This window comes from Phenylobacterium sp. (genome assembly GCF_004297125.1).
Taxonomy (GTDB): Bacteria; Pseudomonadota; Alphaproteobacteria; order Caulobacterales; family Caulobacteraceae; genus Phenylobacterium.
The window spans coordinates 34,359-56,831 of the sequence record NZ_SCVD01000033.1 but is presented as its reverse complement, the minus strand read 5'-3'; the positions used below and the strand labels follow the sequence as shown (position 1 = coordinate 56,831).

Genomic DNA, 22,473 nt, shown 5'->3' with positions numbered 1-22,473 from the left:
CGGACGTTCAAGTATTGGGGACCTTGCCATGACCTTCTATCTCGCCGCCCTGCTGCTGGGCGTGATCGCGGGACTCCGGGCCGTGACGCCGGTGGCGGCGGTGAGCTGGGCCGCCTCGCTGGGCGTCCTGAAGCTGACGGGCACGCCGCTGGCCTTCCTGGGCGCGGCGATCACGCCGTGGGTCGTCACCCTGATCGCGGCCGGCGAGCTCCTGAACGACAAGCTGCCCAAGACCCCCAGCCGCAAGGTCCCGATCCAGTTCGGCGGCCGGATCGTCTCCGGCGGGCTGGCGGGAGCGGCGGTGGGCCTGTCGGCCGGCGCGCTGGTTCCCGGCATCGTGCTGGGCGCGCTCGGCGCGGTGGTCGGAACCCTGGGCGGCGCCTGGGCGCGCGGCAGGCTCGCGGGAGCGTTCGGGCGGGACCTGCCCGCGGCGCTGATCGAGGACGTGGTCGCGGTCGGCGGCGCGGCCCTCGTCGTGGCATGCCTGCTGTGACCCGGGCCTTCGACGCCATCGTGATCGGCGCGGGGCAGGCGGGGCCGGCCCTGGCCGGGCGGCTGTCCGCGGCGGGCCAGACGGTCGCCGTGATCGAGCGCAAGTTCCTGGGCGGCACCTGCGTCAACACCGGCTGCATGCCCACCAAGGCCCTGGTGGCCAGCGCCAAGGCCGCCCAGGTCGCGCGCCGGGCCGCGGACTACGGCGTCGTCCTGGCCGGGCCGGTGGCGGTCGACATGCCCAGGGTCCGCGCCCGCGCCCACAAGGTGACCCTGGACGCCCGCAATGGCCTGGAGGCCTGGATCGGCGGCATGAAGGGCTGCACCTTGATCCGCGGCCAGGCGACCTTCGTCGGGCCGCACGAGGTCGAGGTGGACGGCGAGCGGCTGACCGCACCCAGGATCTTCATCAACGTCGGCGGTCGCGCGGTGGTCCCGGACTTCCCGGGCGTCCACGACGTCCCGTCCCTGAACAACACCTCGATCCTCGAGCTGGACACCCTGCCGCGCCACCTGGTGGTCGTGGGCGGCAGCTACATCGGCCTGGAGTTCGCCCAGATGTACCGCCGCTTCGGCGCCCGGGTGACCGTCGTGGAGAAGGGCCCGCGCCTGGTCGGCCGCGAGGACGATGACGTCTCCGACGCCATCCAGCGGATCCTGGAAGGCGAGGGGATCACGGTGCGCACCGGCGCCGAGTGCATCAGCTTCGCGCCCCATGCCGATGGCGTCGAGGTGGGCGTCGACTGCAACTCGGGCGAGCCGACCGTCGTGGGCTCCCACGTCCTGCTGGCGGTGGGCCGCCGGCCCAACACCGACGACCTGGGCCTAGCCGCGGCCGGCATCGAGGCGGACGCCCGCGGCTACATCAAGGTGGACGACCAGCTACGGACCAGCGTCGACGGCGTCTGGGCCCTGGGCGACTGCAACGGCAGGGGCGCCTTCACCCACACCTCCTGGAACGACTACGAGATCGTGGCGGCCAACCTGCTGGACGACGACCCGCGCCGGGTCAGCGACCGCATCGAGACCTACGCTCTCTACATCGACCCGCCGCTGGGCCGCTGCGGCATGACCGAGGCCGCCGCCCGCGCCGCCGGCAAGTCCGTCCGTGTCGGCGTGCGCCCGATGACCCGCGTCGGCCGCGCGGTCGAGAAGGGCGAGACCCAGGGGTTCATGAAGGTGGTCGTCGACGCCGACACCGACGTCATCCTGGGCGCGGCGATCCTGGGCGTGGAGGGCGACGAGGCGATCCACGCCATCCTCGACACCATGGCCGCGAAACAGCCCTACACCACCCTGATGCGCACCATGCACATCCACCCCACGGTCTCGGAGCTGATCCCGACGGTGCTGGGGGAGCTGAAGCCCTGAGGAAGGAAGCTTGGAGGCCCGACCGAGAATCGAACTCGGGTGCACGGATTTGCAGTCCGCTGCGTCACCACTCCGCCATCGGGCCAACCGGAAGCGAGGCGCGGTGCTATCAGAACGACCCATAGGCCGCAATTGCCTTCCAGGCCCGCCAGCCTATAACCCGGCCCACGTAACCGACCCGCCCTCAAGGATTCCCGATGGCTGACCTCGCCTCCGCCCGCCTCAACATGGTGGAAAGCCAGGTGCGAACCGCCGACGTGACCGACGTCCGCATCCACGACGCGATGCGGGCCGTGCGGCGCGAGGCGTTCCTGCCCGAAGGCAAGGCGCACCTGGCCTATGCGGACATCGAGGCCGAGTACGCGCCGGGCCGCTGGCTGCTGAAGCCGCGCGACGTGGCCAAGCTGCTGCAGGCGCTGCGGCCGATGCCGGGCGACCGGGCCCTGGCGATCGGCGCGCCCTATGCTGCGGCGGTGATCGAGGAACTGGGCGTGCCGGTGGTGCGCGCCGAGCCGGGCGGCCCCCTGCCCGAGGGCCGGTTCGACATCGTGGTCTGCGAAGGCGGCGTCAGCCGCGTGCCCGAGGCCTGGCTCGCGGCCCTCGCGACCAACGGCCGCCTGGGCGTGGTCGAGCGGGACGGCCCGGTCGGCAAGGCCTGCCTCTATGTCCGCGCCGACGACGGGATCGGCCGCCGCGACCTCTTCGATTCGTTCCCGCCGGTGCTGGCGGGCTTCGAAGCGAGCCACGGTTTCGCCTTCTAGGCAGGTGTGGCTGAAACACCCTCGAAACGGGGGCGTGAAAAAAGCTTAAGGTGACGCGGCTTGGCCCAGGCGGCAGACGAAAGCATATAAGGGCTGCGTCTCTCGCGAGATCGGGGAATACGAATGTCGATGAAACTCCGTGGCCGCCTGTTGGCCGCGACTGTGTGTGCAGGCGTGCTCGCGGGTGTCGCGGTCCCGGCCTCCGCCGAGACCCTGGCCGACGCCATCGCGCTCGCCTACCAGAACAACCCGACCCTCCAGGCCCAGCGGTCGACGCAGCGGGCGCTCGACGAGAACTATGTCCAGGCCCGTTCCGGCTGGCGGCCGACGCTGAGCGCTAGCGCCAGCGCAACCTACACCGAATCCCGCACGCCCAAGGCGGCCGCCGGCGTCGATTCCAATGGGGATGGGCAAGCCGACACGTTCGGCAATTTCGGGATTCGAGAGGCCAACAGCGGACGGGTCGGACTGACGTTCAATCAGCCGATCTGGACAGGCGGGCGTGTCGCAGCGGCGGTGAACGCTGCCAACGCGGACGTCCTAGCTGGCCGCGAAAACTTGCGCCGGATCGAGGCCCAGGTGCTGACCTCGGTGATCCAGGCCTATTCGGACACCCGCCGAGACCAGGAGTCGCTCCGCATCCGTCAGGAGAACGTCAACGTCCTGACCCGGCAGCTCCAGGAGTCCAACGCCCGCTTCGACGTGGGGGAAGTGACGCGCACCGACGTCGCGCAGTCGCAGGCCCGCCTGTCGCAGGCCCAGGCCCAGCTGCAGTCGGCGGTGGCCCAGTTGGCCATCACCCGGGCCGGCTACGCCACGCTGGTCGGCCAGAACCCCGGCGAACTCGCGCCCGAGCCGTCGCTGGCCTTCCTGCTGCCGACCGATCCCGACGAGGCCTACAAGGTCGCCGAGCAGTTCAACCCCCAACTGCGCGCTCAGCAGTTCGCGGAGCAGGCCAGCCGCGCCCGGGTCGCCGGAGCCCACGCCGAACGCATGCCGAGCGTCAGCGGTCAGGTGTCATTCGGCTTCGACCGAGGTCCGGTGAGGCCGTTCGATTCGGATCTCTACACGCGCGGCACCACCGCCACCGTTACCGCAAGCGTCCCGCTCTTCTCTGGCGGCCTGACCAGCTCGCGGGTCCGCCAGGCGGTGGAGCGCAACAACACCGACCGGATCACCATCGAGGCTGTCCGCCGCAACGTGTTCCAGGGGGTCACCCAGTTCTGGAGCCAGCTGATCGCGGCCCGCGCCAACATCAGCTCCAGCGACGAGCAGGTGCGCGCCGCCCGCATCGCCGCCGAGGGCACGCGCCAGGAGCAGCAGGTGGGCCTGCGCACCACCATCGACGTGCTGAACGCCGAGAACGAGCTGCGGACGGCCGAGCTGAACGCGGTGACCTCGCGGCGCGACGAATATGTCGCCGCCGCCAACGTCCTGGCCGTCATGGGCCGCCTGGAAAGCAAGAACCTGGTCCCCAGCGCGCCGCAGTACGACGCGGCCAAGAACTTCCGGAAGCTGCGGATCACCTGGGGCTGGGTGCCGTGGGAAGAGGCCGTGGGCGCCGTCGATAGCGTGGCGACTCCCTGGCCGTCCAAGGTTCCCGCGGAAAAGATTGATGAAAAGCCGATCGGGCCGGGTCTGGAACCTGCCCCGGCGGTGACCCCTCCGGCGACGCGTTGACGCGTCGTTAGCGGGGAAATTGCAGGATCGGTCCCACGCGCTTAGGGTCTAAGGCGCAGATTCAACCGCGGCGGCCGATTCATGTCCGAACAGACGTCCCAAGAACCGACGATGGAGGAGATTCTCGCCTCCATCCGCCGCATCATCTCGGAGGACGAGGCGCCGGCCGAGGGCGCGGCCGCCGTCCCGCCCGAGCCGGAGCCGGCGCCAGTCGCCGCCGAGGCGCCGCTGCCGATTCCCGAGCCGGAGCCCGAATCGGCCCCGGCCGCGGCGTTCACGCCTGAACCGCAGGAAGAGGACGACGACGGCGACCTGGAACTGACCCAGAAGGTCGAGACCCACGGCGACCTCGATTTCGTCGCCGCCGACCCCGAACCCGCGGAGGCCCCGGCGCCTCCGCCGCCGATGTTCGAGGCGCCCGAGCCGGCGCCCGCGGCCAACCTGGTCAGCGACCACATCGCCGCCGCCGCCGCCGCGACCTTCGGCCAGCTCTCCTCCAGCATCCTGATGCCGGCCGAGGGGCGCACGCTGGAAGACGTGGTCCGCGAGATGCTCCGCCCGATGCTGCAGCAGTGGCTCGACACCAACCTGCCCGGCATCGTGCAGGAGGCCGTCCAGGCCGAGGTCGAGCGGATCGCCCGCGGTCGAGTACGTTAAGGCGACATAGCGCGGGGTCCGCTCCGCGCCAGCCGCTTCGCGTTCGTCAACAACCCCTGTAAGACGCCGGCGGCGCCCGCTTTGGGCGCGCGTCCCGTATGGCCATGCTCGACAAGAACTTCGATCCCAAGACCGCCGAACCGCGCCTCTACGAGGCCTGGGAGAGATCGGGCGGATTCGCGCCCATCGACGACCCGAACGCCGAGCCGTTCTCGATCGTCATCCCGCCGCCGAACGTCACCGGCTCGCTGCACATCGGCCACGCGCTGAACAACACCCTGCAGGACGTGCTGATCCGCTTCGAGCGCATGCGCGGCAAGGCGGCCCTGTGGCTGCCCGGCACCGACCACGCCGGCATCGCCACCCAGATGGTCGTCGAGCGCCAGCTCGCCGAGGCCGGCAACCGCAGCCGTCGCGACATGGGCCGCGAGGAGTTCGTGGCCAAGGTCTGGGAGTGGAAGGCCCAGTCCGGCGGGACTATCGTCAACCAGCTCAAACGCCTGGGCGCGAGCTGCGACTGGTCCCGTGAGCGCTTCACCCTGGACGAGGGCCTGAGCGCCGCCGTCCGCAAGGTGTTCGTCACCCTCTACAAACAGAAGCTGATCTACCGCGACAAGCGGCTGGTGAACTGGGACCCGCATTTCCAGACCGCCATCTCCGACCTCGAGGTCGAACAGCGCGAGGTCGACGGCCACTACTGGCACTTCGCCTACCCGCTGGAGGACGGCTCCGGCGAGATCGTCGTGGCCACCACCCGGCCCGAGACCATGCTGGCCGACACCGCCGTCGCCGTTCACCCCGGCGACGAGCGCTACACGGCCATGGTCGGCAAGGCCGTGCGCCTGCCCATCGTGAACCGTCCGATCCCGATCATCGCCGACGAATATCCGGATCCCGAGAAGGGCTCGGGCGCGGTGAAGATCACCCCGGCCCACGACTTCAACGACTTCATGGTCGGCAAGCGCCACAACCTGCCGGTCATCAACATCTTCGACGATTTCGCCCGCCTCAACGACAACGCCCCGCCGGAGTATCGTGGCCTGGACCGGTTCGCGGCCCGCAAGAAGGTGGTCGAGGCGTTCGAGGCCCTGGGCCTGCTGCGCGAGATCGAGAAGACCCGCCATACCGTGCCGCACGGCGACCGCTCCGGCGTCGTGGTCGAGCCCTATCTGACCGACCAGTGGTACGTCGCGGCCGACGTCCTCGCCAAGCCCGCCATCAAGGCGGTGGAGGAGGGCGACACCGTCTTCGTGCCGAAGAACTGGGAGAAGACCTACTTCGAGTGGATGCGGAACATCCAGCCGTGGTGCGTCAGCCGCCAGCTCTGGTGGGGTCACCGCATCCCGGCCTGGTACGGCCCGGACGGCAGGCCGTTCGTCGAGGAGACCGAGGCCGAGGCCCTGCGCCAGGCCGAGGAGCACTATGGCCGCCCCACCGAGTTGCGCCAGGACGAGGACGTCCTCGACACCTGGTTCTCGTCGGGCCTGTGGCCGTTCTCGACCCTGGGCTGGCCGGAGAAGACCGCCGACCTGGCGCGCTTCTACCCGACCCACACCCTGATCACCGGCTTCGACATCATCTTCTTCTGGGTGGCCCGGATGATGATGCAGGGCCTCCACTTCACCGGCGAGGTCCCGTTCAAGCGGGTGTTCATCAACGCCCTGGTGCGCGACGCCACCGGCGCCAAGATGTCCAAGTCCAAGGGCAACGTCATGGACCCGCTGGAGCTGGTCGACGACTACGGCGCCGACGCGCTCCGTTTCACGCTCACCGCCATGTCGGGCCAGGCCCGCGACATCAAGCTCAGCCGCCAGCGGATCGAGGGCTACCGCAACTTCGGCACCAAGCTGTGGAACGCCACCCGCTTCACCCAGATGAACGGCTGCGCCCGCGCCGAAGGGTTCGATCCCTCGGCCGTGAAGCTGACCCTGAACCGCTGGATCGTCGGCGAGACCACACGCACCGCCCAGGCGGTGACGGCCGCGCTGGCCGACTGCGGCTTCGCGGAGGGGACCGAGCAGCTCTACCGCTTCATCTGGAACCAATTCTGCGACTGGTACGTGGAGCTGGCCAAGCCGCTGCTGACCGGCGACGACCCGGCCGCCAAGGCCGAGACCCAGGCCACCGCCGCCTGGGTGCTGGACGTGATCCTGACCCTGCTGCACCCGGTCATGCCGTTCATCACGGAAGAGCTCTGGGCCCAGACCCAGGACCTGGGCGCCAAGCGCGCCCACGGCGGCTTCCTGATGACCGCCCGCTGGCCCGACCTGCCGTCCAGCCTGATCGACCCGGCCGCCGACGCCGAGATCGGCCTGGTCATCGAGGCGATCTCCGAGGGCCGTTCGGTCCGTTCGGGCCTGAACGTGCCGCTGTCGGCCAAGCCGCCGCTGCTGGTGGTCGAGGCCAGCGACGCCCAGCGCGCGACCCTCAAGGCCAACGCCGCCCAGATCGCCCAGCTCCTGCGGGTCTCCGAGGTCCAGACGGTGGACGCAGCGCCTCCGGGCTCGATCCCCTTCGTCGTCCACGGCGCCACCTTCGCTCTGCCGGTCGCCGAGTTCATCGATCTCACCGCCGAACGCGCGCGGCTGGCCAAGGAAGTCGGGAGCCTGACCGGCGAGATCGCCAAGATCTCCGGCAAGCTCGGCAACGCCGACTTCGTCTCCCGCGCGCCCGAGGAGGTGGTGGAGGAGAACCGCGAGCGCCTCGCCGAGGCCCAGACGGCGAAGGCGAAGCTGGAAAGCGCCCTGTCCAGGCTCAGCGGCGCGTCCTAGGGCGTCAGGCCCTGAGGGTGTCTGGCGTAACGTTCCTTGTGCGCCAGTAGTCCGTAAGGCCTATGCCTTCGCACAAGGCCGGATAGCGGGGGTCGGCTCGGAACGGTGCGGTGGCCGGCGTGTAGAGCCACTGCGTCTTTCGCCAGCCCCGGTCGTTCGCGAGGAGCGGCCCGCCCGTTCCAGGCGCGCTCACGAGCGGACCTCGCTGCAGCAGGAAGCCCTCGGCGACCGCGAACGCCGCATCGACTTCCTCAAGGGCCGAGAGCACCATGATGGCGTCGGCGGCGGCCCCCGGGTTCCGCGGGGCCGCGCTCAGGTTCGCCACGCGGGCCTGCTCGATGTCGCGCGGCGCGCGCGTCTCCAAGGCCCGGAGGGAGGTGCGCCAGACGTCGAGGGCGCCGGGGGCGAACCGGGGCGGTCGGGTCGCATCGTCATCGACCATCGCCAGGGCCGCGCGGGGTCGATCGGAGAACGCCAGAATCAGCAGTCGGGCGTGCCAGACCATGGCGTGGTCAGACCAGAGCTGGCGCGCTCGATCGATGACCTGATCGGCCTCCCGCACCCGACCGAAGATCCAGTGCTTCAAGGCCCGGCGGAACTGGTGGGACGGCGAGAGCGGCTCCAGCGTGATCGCGCGCTCGTTCCAGACCCAGGACTCGCGGCAGAGCCCGACGGACTGCAACAGCAGGACGAGCGCGCTGATGGCCGCCACATTGTCGGGGGCGAGGGCGAGGATGTCTCGCAGCTTCGTCTCTGTCGTCGACACGTCGTCCAGATCGCGCCCGAGCAGCACCAGGGCGCTGAGCGCATTGGGCTCCCGCGGATCCCGTGCGAGGGCGTGCTTGGCCGTCTGCTCGCTCTCGGCGACCACGGCCGGCGCCGTCTGTGGCGGCGCGTACTCCGCCACATTGCGGAGCGCCAGCGCGAGCCAACCCAGCACCGCCGGGTCGCGCGGCGCCATCTCGGCGGCTTCGCGGAACAGCCCTGCGGCCTGGGCGCTCCGCTGCGGCGTTCCATACCGCAGGGCCTGTCGCCCCTGGTCCACCAACTGGGTCACGCGGGCGTCCGTCCGCTGACGCGTCCAGACCCACGCCCCGAGACCACCGCCCGCGGCGACGGCCAGTCCGCCGCCGGCGACCCATCGGCGGGTGGGGCTCGCTGAAGACGTCCTTTCGGCCTGGGCGGTGACCGGGCCGGTCGGCGCGGCGTCGGTCAGGCGATAGCCGATGCGCGGGATCGTCTCGACGCCAAACCCGGCCTGGGTCGCGCCGGCGACGCGCCGCACCTGGGCGATCGCGCGATTGACCGAATCCTCGCCGACCAGCGTCCCGTTCCAGCAGATGCGCAGCAGGTCGTCGCGGGTCAGCACCGCGCCCCCGGCATCTACGAGCGCGATCAGCACCTGCATCACCCGCGGCTCCACCGCGGCGCTCCCTCCGGGGCCTTCGACGGTGCGGACCGATGGGCGAACAACGGCCGCACCCAGCGGGAAATCCGGCCGCCGCGCCAATGGGATCGCGTCGGCCGCGCGCTGTCCCTCCGCGTCCGCCTTGCCCTCCATCGGCAAAACATCAGGCAAAAATCGGTGATCCTTCATTCACCCGCCCCAACGAAGCGGCCACAACCTTTGAGGGTCTGCCGCTTGCCCAGCATACCAGCGATCCCACGCAACGGCACTGGGCGCGGCCGAGGTGGTGAACAGGAGCAGTCGTGGCGGGTTTCACGGTTTCCGGTCCGGTCGGCGTCGATATCGGCGCCCTCAACCTCATCAACTACTGGGACGGGGACGTCCGCGACTCGACGGCCTTCGAGATGGCCAACGGTCTCGAGACCCTCAACCTCTACGGCTCGGGCTTCACCCGAGCCGAGCGCGGGTGGTTTCCGGCCTCCGGCACGGTGGAGCGCATGGTCTATGCGAACGGAGGGGAAAGGTGGGAGGCGACCGGCCTCTCCCTTCCGGTCGCCCAGTTCCTCCCGGCGTCCTGGGACGAGGCGGGCCTCGCCGGCGTGAGAAAGGCCTTCACCGCCGCCCTTGCCGGACGGGACGCGATCACCGGCGGGGCCGGAGCGGACAGCCTGAGCGGCGACGGCGGCGACGACACGATCGAAGGCGGTGCGGGTTCGGACTATCTCCGCGGGAACGCCGGGGCCGACCTCGTTCTCGGCGGCGCCCACTTCGACGATATCAACGGCAACGAGGGGAACGACACGGCCCGCGGCGGCGACGGCGACGACTGGGTGGTCGGCGGCAAGGACGACGATCTGCTTTATGGCGATGCGGGCGGCGACCTTGTCTACGGCAACCTCGGGAACGACACCTGCGAGGGCGGGGAGGGCGCCGACACGCTCCGCGGCGGTCAGCGGGAAGACGTCGTGAACGGCGGCGCGGGGGACGATTGGATCGCCGGTGATCGCGGCGACGACATCCTGTCCGGCGGCGCCGGCGCCGACGTCTTCCATTCCTTTGGTGAAGCCGGCCTCGACCGCGTCACCGACTTCAGTGCGGCGGAGGGCGACCGGGTCCGGTTGGATCCGGGAACCGTCTACACCGTGGCGCAGGTCGGGGCCGACACGGTGATCTCCATGGCCGGCGGTGGGCGAATGGTGCTGGTCGGAGTCGAGTCCAGCCGCCTGACGCCCGGGTGGATCGACAGCGGCCTGGGCGGTCGGGTGCTGACCGCCGCCGGCCCCGGGTCGGTGCTGGCGGGCGGCGAGGGCGCCGACACGATCGTCGCCAGCGAAGGCGCCGACACGCTCAGCGGCGGCGCCGGTCCTGATGTGTTCGTCATTCCGCGGTTCCCGATGCGAGGCGCCCACCACATCACCGACTTCACGCCGGGCGAGGACCGGCTCGACCTTCGCGGGCTGGCCCACGACCAGGGCTATCCGGGCTCCGGCTCGTCGTTCAACGTCTACATCTACGTCGACGACGACGGACGCGGCGGCGCGGTGGTCGCGACGGGGGTCAATGTCGGCGCCGACCTGATCCACCTGGACGCCGCGGATTCCGCCGGGCTCAGCATGAGCAACTGGATCATCAGCTAGCGGCGGCGGCCGCGTCGGTCGCAGGACGCCTCGGCCGCCGCTTGGCCACCGACTTGCGCTTCCGCGCCCAGATCACCACCCCGGTGGCGCTCAACCCTGCCACGGCCAGGCCCAGGACCGACACGAAGATGCGGCCCGGCAGGCCGATGATCCGTCCCGAGTGCAGCGGGAACTGCGCCTGCAGGAAGATGTCGCCCGCGGTTCCCTTGCCGGGCGTAAGCGCGCCGGCCGGCTTTCCGGTCCTGCCGTCGAAGTAGAGCCAGGGGTTGCCCAGGCCGCCGTCGCCGTGGTCCTCGCCGGGCCGGTAGAAGCCCACGCCGTAGATGTCGTAGAGCGGCGAGTAGAAGATGCCGCCGGGCGGCGCGGTCCAGCCCCGCGCCTTCGCCTCGGCCGTGGCGATCACCAGCATCCGTTCGCGGGACAGGCCGGGCAGGGCGGGTTCGTCGAGCGCGCGCGGCGTTCGGGTCGAGAACGGATCCTCCGCGAGCGGCGACACCAGGCTCACCAGCGGCCGCACGATCTCGCGCTCCAGGTTCATCGACACCGACGTCACCGCCAGCGTCAGCAGCAGCAGCCAGATCCAGACCCCGCCCGACCGGTGGCTGTCGAACAGCAGGCGATAGCCGCGCTCCCGCCAGCGGAACGCGAAGGACTTGCGCCAGCTCCTGAGGTTCGGGAACGAGATCCACAGCGCCACGAGGCAGTCGATGGTCCAGGCCATGCCGACCACGCCCATCAGCAGCAGGCCCACATCGACGCCCGAGACCAGCGGCAGGGTCAGGCTGTAGTGCAGCCGGTACAGGAACGGCAGCAGGTTTTCGCGGGTGAGGGAGGGCTGTCCCCAGAACCGCTGGCCCAGCGGCTCGCCGGTGGCGGGGTTCAGCGCGAGCTGGTTGAAGTCGAGCCCTTCGGCCTTGCCGGTCTTCGGATCGGGCCGCGCTTCCACCCCCAGCAGCAGCGTGCCGCCGGGGTCCACCGAAAGCGGCAGGAACGTCACCTGCATCCGCGGATCGGCGCGCTCCGCCTGGTTGGCGAGCTCCGGCGGCGCGCGCGGTTCGTCGGCGGTCGGCGCCTGGAACAGCGTCGGGTTCAGCCAGGCGTCCAACTCGTGGTCCCACGAGATGAAGGCCCCGGTCAGCCCCGCGACGAACAGGAAGCCGGCGATCGCCAGCCCCACCCATCGATGCACGAGAACGAGCGCGCCGCGCATCGCCGGGGTCCTCAGAACTGCCGACGGATCGTCGCGACGACCGCGCGCCGCACGCCCAGGAAGCAATCCCCGCGCGCCAGGCAGGTGCTGTAGTAGCGCTTGTCCGTGAGGTTGGTGGCGTTCACGCTGAACAGCCACTCGCGGTAGCCGACCGCCGCATAGGCGTCGCCCAGCGTGAAGCCGGGCGTGCGCAGGTCGCCGGAGTAACTGGCCCCGACATAGCGCACGCCCCCACCCAGCCGCAGGCTCACTTCGTCGGTGAGCGGGAAGGTGCGGGCGACGAACACCGACGCCTGGCGCTCGGGCGCGCTGTCCAGTTGCTGGCCGATCTCGGCGGGCGTGTTGCTCTCGCTGATCTTGGTCTCGGCGATGGTGAGGGCGCCGGTGACGTCGAAGCCCCGGACCCTGACCTGCGCCTCGGCCTCCACGCCCTTCAGCTTCGCCTCGCCGGTCTGGACCGAGAAGAACGGATTGGCGGGGTCGTTGGTCAGGCGGTTCTTTTCGGTGATGTCATAGGCCGCCAGGGTCACCAGGCTGTCGGGGGTCACCTGCCATTTCACCCCGACTTCCCACTGCTTGCCCTCGGTCGGCTTGAAGGCCTCGCCGGCGAAGGTCGTGCCGGTCACGGGCTGGAAGCTCTCGGAGTAGCTGACGTACGGCTTCACCGTCTCGCTGAGGTCCGCCATCACGGCGGCGCGATAGGTGGTGGCCTTGTAGACCTCGCCGTCGATCTTGGCCCGGTCGCGCCGCACGCCCAGCAGCACCGAGACCGGCCCGTAGCTCATGGTGTCCTGTAGATAGGCCCCCACCTGGCTCTGGCGCTCGGTGGGGTTGGGCGTGCGCGGCAGCACGCTGTAGTTGCCGTAGACCGGGTTGTAGGCGTCGATCGGCGTCGTGAGCGCCGAGAAGCCCTCGCTCCTCTGGCGATAGTGCTGGTAGTCCCCGCCCACTAGTAGGTCGTGCTTGAGCGCCCCCGTCGCGAACCTGGCCTGCACGTGGTTGTCCGTCGTGAAGGTCCGCGTCTCGGGATAGTTGGCGTAGATGTAGCGGTTCAGCACCCGCCGCTCCGGGTCGATGAACGGTTGCGCGGGGTTCGAATAGCCGTCCGGATACATCGACTGATAGTTCAGGTCGGAGTCCAGCCAGCGGCTGTTGGTGCGCAGCGTGACGGCCTCGCTCAGCTTGTGCTCGCCCAGCAGGCTCAGGGTCACCGTGCGGGTGTCGTACTTTTCGAAGTCGGGCTCGCTCAGGAAGCGCGAGGTGGGCAGCCGCCGGCCGGGCTCGGCGAAGATGCTCGCGGCCCAGGGCACGAAGGTCGAGATCGTGCCGGCCTTGTCCTTCTGGTAGCGGCCGATCAGGGTGAGGGTGGTGGCCTCCGTCGGCTTCCAGGTCAGCGACGGGGCGATCAGGATCCGGTCGTCGTCCACATGGTCCGTCTGGGTCCCGGAATCCCGCATCACGGCGACGATGCGGCCCGCCAGCGTGCCGGCCTCGTTCAGCGGCCCCGTGAAGTCCAGGGTCCCCTCGACGCGGTCGAACGTGCCGTACGACAGCGAGATCTCGCCCGACCGCATGAACTCGGGCCGCTTGCTGGTCTGGTTGATCAGGCCGCCCAGCACGCCCGCGCCATACAGCGACCCGGCCGGACCCTTGAGCACCTCCACCTGCTCGAGCATGTGGATGTCGGTGCGCGGCGTGTAGTAGCCGAAGGTCTGGCGCAGGCCGTCCAGGTAGATCGGCGCCTCGACGCCGCGGACGAAGCTGTCGTCGTTGCGCCCGTCGTTGCCATAGGCCTCGGCCGAGACCCCGGCCATGTAGCGCAGGGTCTCCTGCAGGTTCTGCGCGCCGCGCTCCAGGAACTGGGCGCTGCTCACCACGCTGATGGCCTGGGGCGTGTCGATCACCGCCGCTTCCGTCTTGCCGGCCGCCGTCCTGACGATCTCGCCCTGGACCTCGACGCCTTCGAGATAGGCGGGGGCGCTCGCCGCCCCGTCAGCCTCGCCGGCCAGGGCCGGCGCGGCGACGAGCAGGGCGAGGGGAGAGACGACGGTCAGCAGGCGGCGCACGCGGGGAACTCCTTGAACGAATAGTGCGAAGGAGTCGCAGTCGCGTCTTAGCGACGCCCAAGGGCCGGGGCAAGTTGTTGCGAACTATTCGCAAATTCTGGATATGTGCGGTCTGGCGCGCCCGTGGCGGCTCCGGCCCCTCCGTCCCTCCCTTCTTGGGGAGGGGCAGCCCGCCGAAGGCGCGCAGGGTGGGGAAGTCGGGGCGTTCTCCGGCCGCCCTCCCTCTAGCGCAAAGGCGGCACGGGGCTTGGCGAGCAGACAATTGACGCTCGCCTCTAGATGTTCTATATTTGTTCTCATGATCGGCGCCGATCCCCGCAGTGAGATGCTCTTCGAGATGGGCCAGTGCGCCTATCGGCTGGGGAAGGTGTTTGGCGCGGAGGCGGAGCGGGCGGAGACGCATGAGCGGCGGATGGAATTCTTCCATCTGTTCGACCGCTGCTTCTTCGCCGCCAGGATGTCCGTCGCCCTGGAACTGCGTCTACGGCGTGAGGCGCGGGCCGAGGGGCGCGCCCAGGCGCACGAGCGCGAGACGGGCGAGCACGAAGCCGCTGATCCGATCGAACGCGACGCGCCCGAGACCGAGAGGTTCATCGAGACCGAGGCCGACCGGGAGCGCGACCGCGAGCCGGTCAGCCTGCCAATGCTCCTGGCCACCCTGAACGGCGTCGCCGCCGACGCCTCGGCCCTGCCGGGGCCGGAGCCGGCCGCCTTACCCAGCCTGCGCGAACTGCTCGCCCGGGTGAAAGCTGAACCCGCTCCGCCCGGGAGGCCGTCGCCCGGCGGCGCGCTGCGGGCGCGGCTTGCGGGATCCGCGACGACGCCGGCCTTCGCCCTGGCATCGCCCCCGCATCCGTCGGGACGTCGCGGCGCCTTGTCCCTCCGGCGCGCGACCGGCCCGCCGCGCTGAACGCGGCCACCGAAGCTTTCCACCCCCCCAACGCGCTGCGACTGACGGGACCCGCGCCCCGGCAGCCCAAAGCCATGCCGATCCGGCAGCTCTCCTGGCGCGTCAGCGCCGATAAGATCGTGGTCAGATAAGACAGCGCCTGCGGCGCCCTGACAGGAACGCCGATTGGCCCTAGCGTCTCCGCGGAATCGGGAGGCGTACGCATGCATCGGCGTGGAGTTCTGGCGGCGGCGCTCGCCGTGGGTGTCGGCGCGGCCGTCCCGGCCCTGGCGCAGGACCCCAAGTCCGACCCGCCCAAGCTGGATCTCGCCAAGATCGACCTGCCGAAATTCCCGGCCGACGCCTCGGTGAAGCAGGTCACCCGCGTGGCCGGCAAGACCCTGAACTATACCGCCACCGTCGGCGTGATCCCGGTCCGCGACGAGAAGGGCAAGGTGGTCGCCGAGGTGGTGTTCACCGCCTACGTCCTGGACGGCGCGAACCGCCCGAACCGCCCGATCACCTTCGCCTTCAACGGCGGGCCGGGCGCGGCCTCGGTCTATCTGAACCTGGGCGCCATCGGGCCCAAGCGCCTGCAGTTCGGCGCCCAGGGCGACAGCCCGTCCGATCCGCCGACCCTCACGGACAATTCGGCCACCTGGCTCGACTTCACCGACCTGGTGTTCATCGATCCGGTCGGCACCGGCTTCTCCCGTTCGCTGGTCCCGCTGGACGAGACCAAGAAGCGGTTCTTCGGGGTGAAGGAGGACGTGGCCTACCTCAGCCGCGTGGTCTACGACTGGCTGCTCAAGAACCAGCGGATGGCCTCGCCCAAGTATGTGGTCGGCGAGAGCTACGGCGGCCTGCGCGCGCCGGCCGTCGGCCACTACCTCCAGCGCACCCTGGGCGTGGCGCCCGCCGGGATCGTGATGGTCTCGCCGGTGATCGACTACCGCGCCCGCGGCCACACCGACCTGTCGCCGCTCTCCTACATGATCACCCTGCCGTCGATGGCGGCCGCCAAGTATGAGCGCGAGGGCAGGCCGCTCAACGCCGAGACCCTGGCCGAGGTCGAGGCCTACGCCCGCGGCGAGTTCGTCACCGACATGCTGAAGGGCCAGTCCGACCCGGCGGCGGTGAACCGCATCGTCGAGCGTGTCACCCGCTACACCGGCCTGGATCCGGCGCTGGTGCGGCGCATGGGCGGGCGGATCGACACCCAGACCTTCCTGCGCGAGCTCTACCGCGACCAGGGCCGCATCGCCTCGATCTACGACGCAAACGTCACCGCCTACGATCCCTTCCCCTGGTCGCAGACCAAGCGGGCCGGGGACCCGATCCTCGATTCGATCGTCGCCTCCACCACCACCGCCATGGTCGACTTCACCACCCGCGTCGTCGGCTGGAAGGTGGACGGCCGCTACAACGCCCTCTCCGACGAGGTGAACGACAACTGGGCCAACCGCAGCCAGGCCGAGTCGGTCGAGGACCTGCGCCAGGCGCTGGCGGCCGATCCGAAGCTGAAGGTGCTGATCGCCCACGGCTATGGCGACCTGTCGTGCCCGTTCTTCGCCTCGCGCCTGATCGTCGACCAGATGCCGCGCGAGGCGGGGGCGGCGCGCACCACGCTGGCGCTCTATCCCGGCGGGCACATGTTCTACAGCCGCTCGGGCAGCATGGGTTCGTTCCGCGGTGACGTCATGCGGCTGTACGGCGCGGGCGGATAACGCCGTCGCGCGTTTGCCTCTTACTCTAGGTTATGGTTGTTCACTTGGGCGACGGCCGGGCGGGGACTCGGGGCGCGCGTATAGGGAGAAGTGTTGATGTCCGAGGCCGTTCTGCCGCCTGGTTGGCCTGCCATGTCGATCCAGCAGGCCCACGCCTTGTTGGGGGCGCCGGGAACGCCGACCGAGATTGAGGAGGTGGACATCCGCGGTGTCCGCCTGAAGACCTGGAAGAACCAGCCGCCGACGCTCCGCGCCGTGGCCGAGATGACCAAGACGCACGGCGACAAAGTCTTCCTCGTCTACGAGGACGAGCGGGTCACCTACGACGCCTTCCACCGGGCCGTCGCCGCCTTCGCGGTCGAGCTGCAGGCCCAGGGCGTGGAGAAGGGCGACCGCGTCGCCGTGATCATGCGCAACGTGCCCGAGTGGGTTGTGGCCTTCTACGCCGCCGCCTCGATCGGGGCGATCGTCACGCCGCTGAACGCCTGGTGGACGGGCCCGGAGCTGGAGTACGGCCTCACCGATTCCGGGACCAAGGTCGCGGTGATGGACGCCGAGCGCTTCCAGCGCATGGCCGAGCACTTCGCCAATTGCCCGGACCTGAAGCGGGTCTACGTCAGCCGCGAGGTCGACGAGATCGCGCACCCCTACGTGACCAAGCTGGAGAGCGTGCTGGGCGCGCCGGACGCCTGGGCGTCGCTGCCGGACCAGCCGATCCCGCCGGTCGATATCGCGCCCGACGATGACGCCACCATCTTCTACACCTCCGGCACGACCGGAAAGCCCAAGGGCGCGCTGGCCACCCATCGGGCGGTGAACTGCAACATCTTCACGGCCGGCGCGGCCAGCGCCCGCACGTTCCTGCGCAAGGGCGAGGCGCCGCCCGCGCCGGATCCGGATGCGCCGCAGCGCTCCAGCCTGCTGTCGGTGCCGTTCTTCCACGTCACCGGGTGCTTCGCAGTCCTGAACCCTAGCATCTTCGCCGGCGCCAAGCTGGTCCTGATGTTCAAGTGGGACACCATCCGCGCCTTCGAACTGATCGAGCGCGAGAAGATCCAGTCCGCGGGCGGCGTGCCCACCATCGCCTGGCAGTTGCTGGAGCACCCGGCCCGCGCCAACTACGACCTGTCCTCGCTGGAGGCGGTGTCCTACGGCGGCGCGCCCTCAGCGCCCGAGCTTGTCCGACGGTTGAAGGAGACCTTCCCCAAGTCGCAGTCCGGCCAGGGCTGGGGCATGACCGAGACCTGCGCCACCGTCACCTCGAACAGCGGCGAGGATTACCAGAACCGGCCCGAGAGCTGCGGGCCCGCCGCCGCCGTGGCCGAGCTGCAGATTCGCGATCCCGCCGACGGCGTGACCGTGCTGCCGGCCGGCCAGCTTGGCGAGCTGTGGTCCAAGGGTCCGATGAACGCCAAGCTCTACTGGAACAAGCCGGAGCCGACGGCGCAGACCTTCGTCGACGGCTGGGTGCGGACGGGCGACCTGGCCAAGCTGGACGAGGAGGGGTTCTGCTACATCCTCGACCGGGCCAAGGACATGCTGATCCGCGGCGGCGAGAACATCTACTGCGTCGAGATCGAGAACGTCCTCTACGACCATCCGGCGGTGATGGACGCCGCCGTGGTGGGAATCCCCCACCGGATCCTGGGCGAGGAGCCCGGCGCCGTGGTCACCCTCAAGCCCGGCTCGGAAGCTACCGAGCAGGAGTTGCGGGCCCACGTCGCCGAACGGCTCGCGGCCTTCAAGGTGCCGGTGTCGGTGAAGTTCTGGCACGAGACCCTGCCGCGCAATCCGAACGGCAAGATCCTCAAGAGCGAACTCAAGAAGCTGTTCCAGGACGCGCCCGCCTGAAGACCCGCGCCGACCTCCTGCTGGTCGCGCGCGGTCTCTTCGAAAGCCGCGCCAAGGCCCGCGCCGCCATCGAGGCCGGCGGCGTCACGGCCGATGGCCGGGTCGTCGCCAAGGCCTCGGAACTGATCGCCGACGACGCTGTGGTCGAGGCGGCGCCGGCCCATCCGTGGGTCGGGCGCGGCGCGCTCAAGTTGGTCCACGCCCTGGACCTCTGGCGGATGGCTGTCGAAGGCCGTGTCGTGCTGGACGTGGGCGCCTCTACCGGCGGCTTCACGGAGGTCTGCCTGAGCCGCGGGGCAGGGCGGGTCTATGCGGTCGACGTCGGCAGGGGCCAGCTCCATCCGAGGGTCGCGGCCGACACGCGCGTGGTCGGCCTGGAGGCCACCGACGCCCGCGACCTGACGCCCGCGCTGATCCCCGAGCCGCCCGGCCTGATCGTTACCGACGTCAGCTTCATCTCGCTGGAGAAGGCGATGCCCACGGCCCTGGCGCTGGCCGGGCCGGGCGCGGATCTGGTGGCCCTGGTGAAGCCGCAGTTCGAGGTGGGCCGCGAGAACGTCGGCAAGGGCGGCATCGTCACCGACCCGGCGGCGCGGCTCGCCGCGCTGGAGGCGGTGAAGGCCTTCCTGGCGGCCTCCGGCTGGACCGTCCGCGCGACCGCCGACAGCCCGATCGCAGGTGGCGACGGCAATCGCGAGTTCCTGCTCTGGGCGACCCGCACATAAAGAAGCGGCCGCCCCGAAGGGCGGCCGAGGCAGACACTCGACTTGGAGCTTGCTCAGTCGACGACGGCGTACTTGCCGTTCGCGTCGCGGCAGACGCGCACGAAGCGGGTCTGGGTACGGCCGTCGGGCATGTAGATCGGGCTTTCGGCCAGGGTGCAGCCGTCCGGCTCGGGCGGGCGCTCGGCGGCCCGGTAACGGTCGGCCCGCGCCTCGTCGCGCCAGGCGTCCTCGCGGGCCTGGGCGGCAGCGGAGTCGGCGTAGGCGTCGCGCTCGTAGTAGCTGGAGCCGGCCGCGGGCGGCGGAGGCGGCGGCAAGGCCGCGGTGTCGTAGCGCGACGGGCCCTGCGTGCAGGCGGCGGTCTTGTTGCCGACCACGCCGCCGGCGATGGCGCCCAGCAGGCCGCCCAGCAGGGCGCCTTCGGTCCGGGCGTTGCGCGCCGCGGCGTTGGAGCCGATCACCGCGCCCATGCCGCCGCCGATGAGGGCGCCGGCCGTGCCGCGCTGGTTGGCGTCGCGGCGGCAGGGATCGTAGTTGTAGCTGTTGGAGCCCATGGTGGTGTAGGACCCCGCGGGTTGGGCGAGCGCCGGAGCGCACGCGCCCAGCGCGATCACGCCGGCGAGCGCGGCGGCTGCGGCCTTGGCGATGGTGACCTGCGTGGACATTCGGTATCCCTCGATTTCGATGCTCTCGGCCGCTTTACGGCGACGCTTGGCGGCAAGATGCGGCGGCGAACCTGAACGGTCGTTGAGAAACTCGTTCATGTTCGTTCATTTTGACTTAACCAAGACCCGCGCCATGGGGCGCGCATGAGATATCCCAAACGCCGGCCGCAGAGCCGTCCCGAGCCCAGGCCGCCGCCCGGCCCGCCAGCGGAGTTTTCCATTGAGTCGGTGGGAGGAGAGGGCGACGGCGTCTCCCCCGGTCCGGTCTTCGTGCCCTTCACCCTGCCGGGCGAGCGCGTGCGGGCGCAGGGCTCCGGCGAGCGCCGCGAACTGCTGGAGGTGCTGGAGGCGAGCCCCCAGCGGGTCGAGCCCGTCTGTCCGCATTTCGGTGTCTGCGGCGGTTGCGCGCTGCAGCACTGGGCGCATGAGCCCTATCTGGCCTGGAAGGTCGAGCGCCTGGTCCGCACCCTGGCCCGAGAGCGGATCGAGACCGAGATCCTGCCGGCCTTCGCCGCCGGCCCCGGAACCCGTCGCCGTGTGGCGCTGCACGCCCGGAAGGGCGGTCGCGAGGCCGCGAAGCTAGGCTACAAGGCGCGCAAGTCCTGGGACCTGGTCGACATCGCCGTCTGCCCGATCGCCGATCCGCAGCTCCAGGCGGCGATCCCGGCGCTGAAGCGCTTGGCCGCGCCGCTGTTCGAGCATCCGAAGTCGGCGCCGACCCTGCACGTCACCCTCACCGACACCGGCCTCGACATCGACATCAGCGGGGTGGAAGCCCGGAGCGGCGGCCTCTCCGCCGACGCCTGCATGCAGCTGGCCGAACGGGCCGCCGAGGCGGACTTCGCCCGCGTCACCCTGGGCGGCGAGATGGCCTACATGGCCCGCATGCCGCAGGTGCGGCTGGGACCGGCCCGCGTCAGCCTGCCGCCGGGCGCCTTCCTCCAGGCCACGGCGGGCGCGGAGGCGGCGATGACCGCCTTCGTGGGCCAGGCCGCCGCCGGCGCGCACCGGATCGTCGACCTCTTCTGTGGCGTCGGCACCTTCACCTTCCGCCTGGCCGAGGTTGCGCCCGTACATGCGGCCGACTTCAGCGCCGAGGCGGTGGGCGCGCTCGCCTCCGCCCTGGCGGGCGCGCCGGGGTTGAAGGGGGTGACCACCGAGGCCCGCGACCTGGCGCGCCGGCCGCTGTTGGTCCACGACCTGCGGCATACCGACGTGGCTGTCTTCGATCCGCCCCGCGCCGGCGCTGCCGAGCAGACGACCGAACTGGCGAACTCCGGCGTGTCCCGCGTGATCGCCGTGTCCTGCAACCCCGCCACCTTCGCCCGCGACGCGCGCACCCTGATCGACGCCGGCTTCGTCCTGGAGCGCCTCCTGCCGGTCGACCAATTCCTCTGGTCGCCGCACGTGGAGCTGGTCGGGGTGTTCAACCGCTAAGCTGCCCGTCACGCTCCGAACAGGTCCAACTGGCCGCCGGGCCTGGGGGGCACGCGGAACTTGCCGGCGTCCAGGGCCCCCCAGTTCTGGTCCAGGCCGTAGCGGGCCTTGGCGGCCTTGAAGCGCGCGGCCATCAGGGCGGCGAGGGGGCCTTCGCCCTTCATGCGGCTGCCCCATTGGGCGTCGTAGTCCTTGCCGCCGCGCATCTGGCGGACCAGGGACATGACGCGACGCGCCCGGTCCGGGTGATCGGTCTCCAGCCACTCGCGGAAGAGGTCCTTGATCTCGTGGGGCAGCCGCAGGGCCACATAGCCCGCGCCGGACGCGCCCGCCTGGGCGGCGCGCTCCAGCACCGCCTCCATTTCGTGGTCGTTCAGGCCGGGGATGCAGGGGGCGAACATCACCGTCACCGGCACGCCCGCGCCGGTGAGTTTCCGCACGGCGTCGATCCGCTTCTCTGGCGTCGCCGCGCGCGGCTCCATCGAGCGGGCCAGCTTGCGGTCGAGGCTGGTGATCGAGATCGCCACCCGGGTCAGGCCCAGGGCCGCCGCCTCGGCCAGCAGGTCCAGGTCGCGCAGGATCAGCGCCGACTTGGTGATCACCGAGAAGGAGTGGCGGAAGCGGACCAGCACCTCGATCACGCCGCGGGTGACGCGCAGGGTCCTTTCCTGCGGCTGATAGGGATCGGTGTTGCCGCCGATGTGGATGAATTCGGGCTTGTAGCTGGCCTTGGAGAGCTCCTTCTCCAGCAGCTCGGCGGCGTGCGGCTTGAAGAACAGCTTGGATTCGAAATCCAGGCCCGGCGAAAGGCCCATGTAGGCGTGGGCCGGACGGGCGTAGCAGTAGATGCAGCCATGCTCGCAACCCCGGTAGGGATTGATCGAGGCCGAGAAGCCTACGTCCGGGCTGTCGTTGTGGCTGATGATGACCTTGGCCTTCTCCGGCGTGACCGTGGTCTCGATCTGCCCAGGTTCGGGGTCCTCCAGCGTCCAGCCGTCGTCGAAGGCCTCGCGGGCCTGGGATTCGAACCGGCCGCTGGCGTTGGAGCGGGCGCCGCGGCCGCGGACGGTCTTGGGCTGCTGGGTGAAGGTCGACACCCGCGCAGCCTAATGTCTCGATAGGAACAAAA

The 22,473-nt window shown here is 70.4% G+C and carries 17 protein-coding genes and 1 tRNA gene; 12 read left to right on the top strand and 6 right to left on the bottom strand.

The window, feature by feature from the left end; all coding sequences use genetic code 11:
* Positions 1 to 28: 28 nt before the first annotated feature.
* A complete protein-coding gene (locus EPO51_RS22680) occupies positions 29 to 493 on the top strand; it encodes a DUF4126 domain-containing protein (RefSeq protein ID WP_293355028.1) in 465 nt (154 codons plus the stop codon).
* Entirely contained in the window at positions 481 to 1,863 is a 1,383-nt protein-coding gene (locus EPO51_RS22675) for an FAD-containing oxidoreductase (protein ID WP_293355025.1), read from the top strand. The genes EPO51_RS22680 and EPO51_RS22675 overlap by 13 nt, the downstream gene beginning before the upstream one ends.
* A gap of 11 nt (positions 1,864 to 1,874) precedes the next feature.
* Here the strand turns inward: EPO51_RS22675 and EPO51_RS22670 are convergent.
* A tRNA-Cys gene (locus tag EPO51_RS22670) sits at positions 1,875 to 1,948 on the bottom strand.
* Between the two features lie 112 nt (positions 1,949 to 2,060).
* Between EPO51_RS22670 and EPO51_RS22665 the strand changes: the two genes are divergently transcribed.
* The 4 genes from EPO51_RS22665 to EPO51_RS22650 all read left to right on the top strand — a co-directional run bounded on the left by EPO51_RS22665 (position 2,061) and on the right by EPO51_RS22650 (position 7,732).
* Complete coding sequence (locus EPO51_RS22665; RefSeq protein WP_293355022.1) at positions 2,061 to 2,624, top strand: protein-L-isoaspartate O-methyltransferase family protein; 564 nt, start codon at positions 2,061 to 2,063, stop codon at positions 2,622 to 2,624.
* Positions 2,625 to 2,747: 123 nt separating this feature from the next.
* On the top strand, positions 2,748 to 4,304 hold the full coding sequence (locus EPO51_RS22660; protein ID WP_293355019.1) for a TolC family outer membrane protein: 1,557 nt from the start codon (positions 2,748 to 2,750) through the stop codon (positions 4,302 to 4,304).
* An 81-nt stretch (positions 4,305 to 4,385) separates the two neighbouring features.
* Positions 4,386 to 4,961: a DUF2497 domain-containing protein gene (locus EPO51_RS22655; RefSeq protein ID WP_293355016.1), complete on the top strand. Its 576-nt coding sequence runs from the start codon at positions 4,386 to 4,388 to the stop codon at positions 4,959 to 4,961.
* Positions 4,962 to 5,065: 104 nt separating this feature from the next.
* Positions 5,066 to 7,732, top strand: coding sequence for a valine--tRNA ligase (locus EPO51_RS22650; protein WP_293355272.1), 2,667 nt, complete (start codon positions 5,066 to 5,068; stop codon positions 7,730 to 7,732).
* 4 nt (positions 7,733 to 7,736) lie between these two features.
* Here the strand turns inward: EPO51_RS22650 and EPO51_RS22645 are convergent, their stop codons facing one another.
* Positions 7,737 to 9,155, bottom strand: coding sequence for a winged helix-turn-helix domain-containing protein (locus tag EPO51_RS22645; protein WP_293355014.1), 1,419 nt, complete (start codon positions 9,153 to 9,155; stop codon positions 7,737 to 7,739).
* Between the two features lie 287 nt (positions 9,156 to 9,442).
* On the opposite strand from EPO51_RS22645, the gene EPO51_RS22640 reads away from it, so the two are divergent.
* Positions 9,443 to 10,777: a calcium-binding protein gene (locus EPO51_RS22640; protein ID WP_293355011.1), complete on the top strand. Its 1,335-nt coding sequence runs from the start codon at positions 9,443 to 9,445 to the stop codon at positions 10,775 to 10,777.
* On the opposite strand, the gene EPO51_RS22635 is transcribed toward EPO51_RS22640, so the two are convergent.
* Together EPO51_RS22635 and EPO51_RS22630 are read right to left on the bottom strand one after the other, a co-directional pair.
* On the bottom strand, positions 10,770 to 11,987 hold the full coding sequence (locus tag EPO51_RS22635) for a PepSY-associated TM helix domain-containing protein (protein WP_293355008.1): 1,218 nt from the start codon (positions 11,985 to 11,987) through the stop codon (positions 10,770 to 10,772). The genes EPO51_RS22640 and EPO51_RS22635 overlap by 8 nt on opposite strands.
* An 11-nt stretch (positions 11,988 to 11,998) precedes the next feature.
* Positions 11,999 to 14,053 carry a TonB-dependent siderophore receptor gene (locus EPO51_RS22630; protein ID WP_293355005.1) on the bottom strand — a complete coding sequence of 685 codons (2,055 nt, stop codon included), beginning with the start codon at positions 14,051 to 14,053 and terminating at the stop codon, positions 11,999 to 12,001.
* A 298-nt stretch (positions 14,054 to 14,351) separates the two neighbouring features.
* Here EPO51_RS22630 and EPO51_RS22625 point away from each other — a divergent pair, with 298 nt between their 5' ends.
* The 4 genes from EPO51_RS22625 to EPO51_RS22610 all read left to right on the top strand — a co-directional run bounded on the left by EPO51_RS22625 (position 14,352) and on the right by EPO51_RS22610 (position 19,245).
* Complete coding sequence (locus tag EPO51_RS22625; protein WP_293355002.1) at positions 14,352 to 14,963, top strand: hypothetical protein; 612 nt, start codon at positions 14,352 to 14,354, stop codon at positions 14,961 to 14,963.
* Positions 14,964 to 15,166: 203 nt separating this feature from the next.
* Positions 15,167 to 16,669 carry a S10 family peptidase gene (locus tag EPO51_RS22620; protein ID WP_293354999.1) on the top strand — a complete coding sequence of 501 codons (1,503 nt, stop codon included), beginning with the start codon at positions 15,167 to 15,169 and terminating at the stop codon, positions 16,667 to 16,669.
* A 96-nt stretch (positions 16,670 to 16,765) separates the two neighbouring features.
* Positions 16,766 to 18,520, top strand: coding sequence for a class I adenylate-forming enzyme family protein (locus tag EPO51_RS22615; protein WP_293354995.1), 1,755 nt, complete (start codon positions 16,766 to 16,768; stop codon positions 18,518 to 18,520).
* A complete protein-coding gene (locus EPO51_RS22610; RefSeq protein WP_293355269.1) occupies positions 18,517 to 19,245 on the top strand; it encodes a TlyA family RNA methyltransferase in 729 nt (242 codons plus the stop codon). The genes EPO51_RS22615 and EPO51_RS22610 overlap by 4 nt, the downstream gene beginning before the upstream one ends.
* 53 nt (positions 19,246 to 19,298) lie before the next feature.
* Here the strand turns inward: EPO51_RS22610 and EPO51_RS22605 are convergent, their stop codons facing one another.
* On the bottom strand, positions 19,299 to 19,907 hold the full coding sequence (locus EPO51_RS22605; protein ID WP_293354992.1) for a hypothetical protein: 609 nt from the start codon (positions 19,905 to 19,907) through the stop codon (positions 19,299 to 19,301).
* Between the two features lie 144 nt (positions 19,908 to 20,051).
* Between EPO51_RS22605 and EPO51_RS22600 the strand changes: the two genes are divergently transcribed.
* Positions 20,052 to 21,344 (top strand): class I SAM-dependent RNA methyltransferase, encoded by a 1,293-nt coding sequence (locus EPO51_RS22600; protein ID WP_293354989.1) that lies wholly within the window; start codon positions 20,052 to 20,054, stop codon positions 21,342 to 21,344.
* An 8-nt stretch (positions 21,345 to 21,352) separates the two neighbouring features.
* On the opposite strand, the gene EPO51_RS22595 is transcribed toward EPO51_RS22600, so the two are convergent.
* On the bottom strand, positions 21,353 to 22,441 hold the full coding sequence (locus EPO51_RS22595) for a PA0069 family radical SAM protein (protein ID WP_293354986.1): 1,089 nt from the start codon (positions 22,439 to 22,441) through the stop codon (positions 21,353 to 21,355).
* Positions 22,442 to 22,473 lie beyond the last annotated feature (32 nt).

Coding starts and splice junctions, on each gene's coding strand:
- EPO51_RS22680 (WP_293355028.1), top strand. CDS start 29: ATGACCTTCTATCTCGCCGCCCTGCTGCTGGGCGTGATCGCGGGACTC.
- EPO51_RS22675 (WP_293355025.1), top strand. CDS start 481: ATGCCTGCTGTGACCCGGGCCTTCGACGCCATCGTGATCGGCGCGGGG.
- EPO51_RS22665 (WP_293355022.1), top strand. CDS start 2,061: ATGGCTGACCTCGCCTCCGCCCGCCTCAACATGGTGGAAAGCCAGGTG.
- EPO51_RS22660 (WP_293355019.1), top strand. CDS start 2,748: ATGTCGATGAAACTCCGTGGCCGCCTGTTGGCCGCGACTGTGTGTGCA.
- EPO51_RS22655 (WP_293355016.1), top strand. CDS start 4,386: ATGTCCGAACAGACGTCCCAAGAACCGACGATGGAGGAGATTCTCGCC.
- EPO51_RS22650 (WP_293355272.1), top strand. CDS start 5,066: ATGCTCGACAAGAACTTCGATCCCAAGACCGCCGAACCGCGCCTCTAC.
- EPO51_RS22635 (WP_293355008.1), bottom strand. CDS start 11,987: ATGCGCGGCGCGCTCGTTCTCGTGCATCGATGGGTGGGGCTGGCGATC.
- EPO51_RS22625 (WP_293355002.1), top strand. CDS start 14,352: ATGATCGGCGCCGATCCCCGCAGTGAGATGCTCTTCGAGATGGGCCAG.
- EPO51_RS22620 (WP_293354999.1), top strand. CDS start 15,167: ATGCATCGGCGTGGAGTTCTGGCGGCGGCGCTCGCCGTGGGTGTCGGC.
- EPO51_RS22615 (WP_293354995.1), top strand. CDS start 16,766: ATGTCCGAGGCCGTTCTGCCGCCTGGTTGGCCTGCCATGTCGATCCAG.
- EPO51_RS22605 (WP_293354992.1), bottom strand. CDS start 19,907: ATGTCCACGCAGGTCACCATCGCCAAGGCCGCAGCCGCCGCGCTCGCC.
- EPO51_RS22600 (WP_293354989.1), top strand. CDS start 20,052: ATGAGATATCCCAAACGCCGGCCGCAGAGCCGTCCCGAGCCCAGGCCG.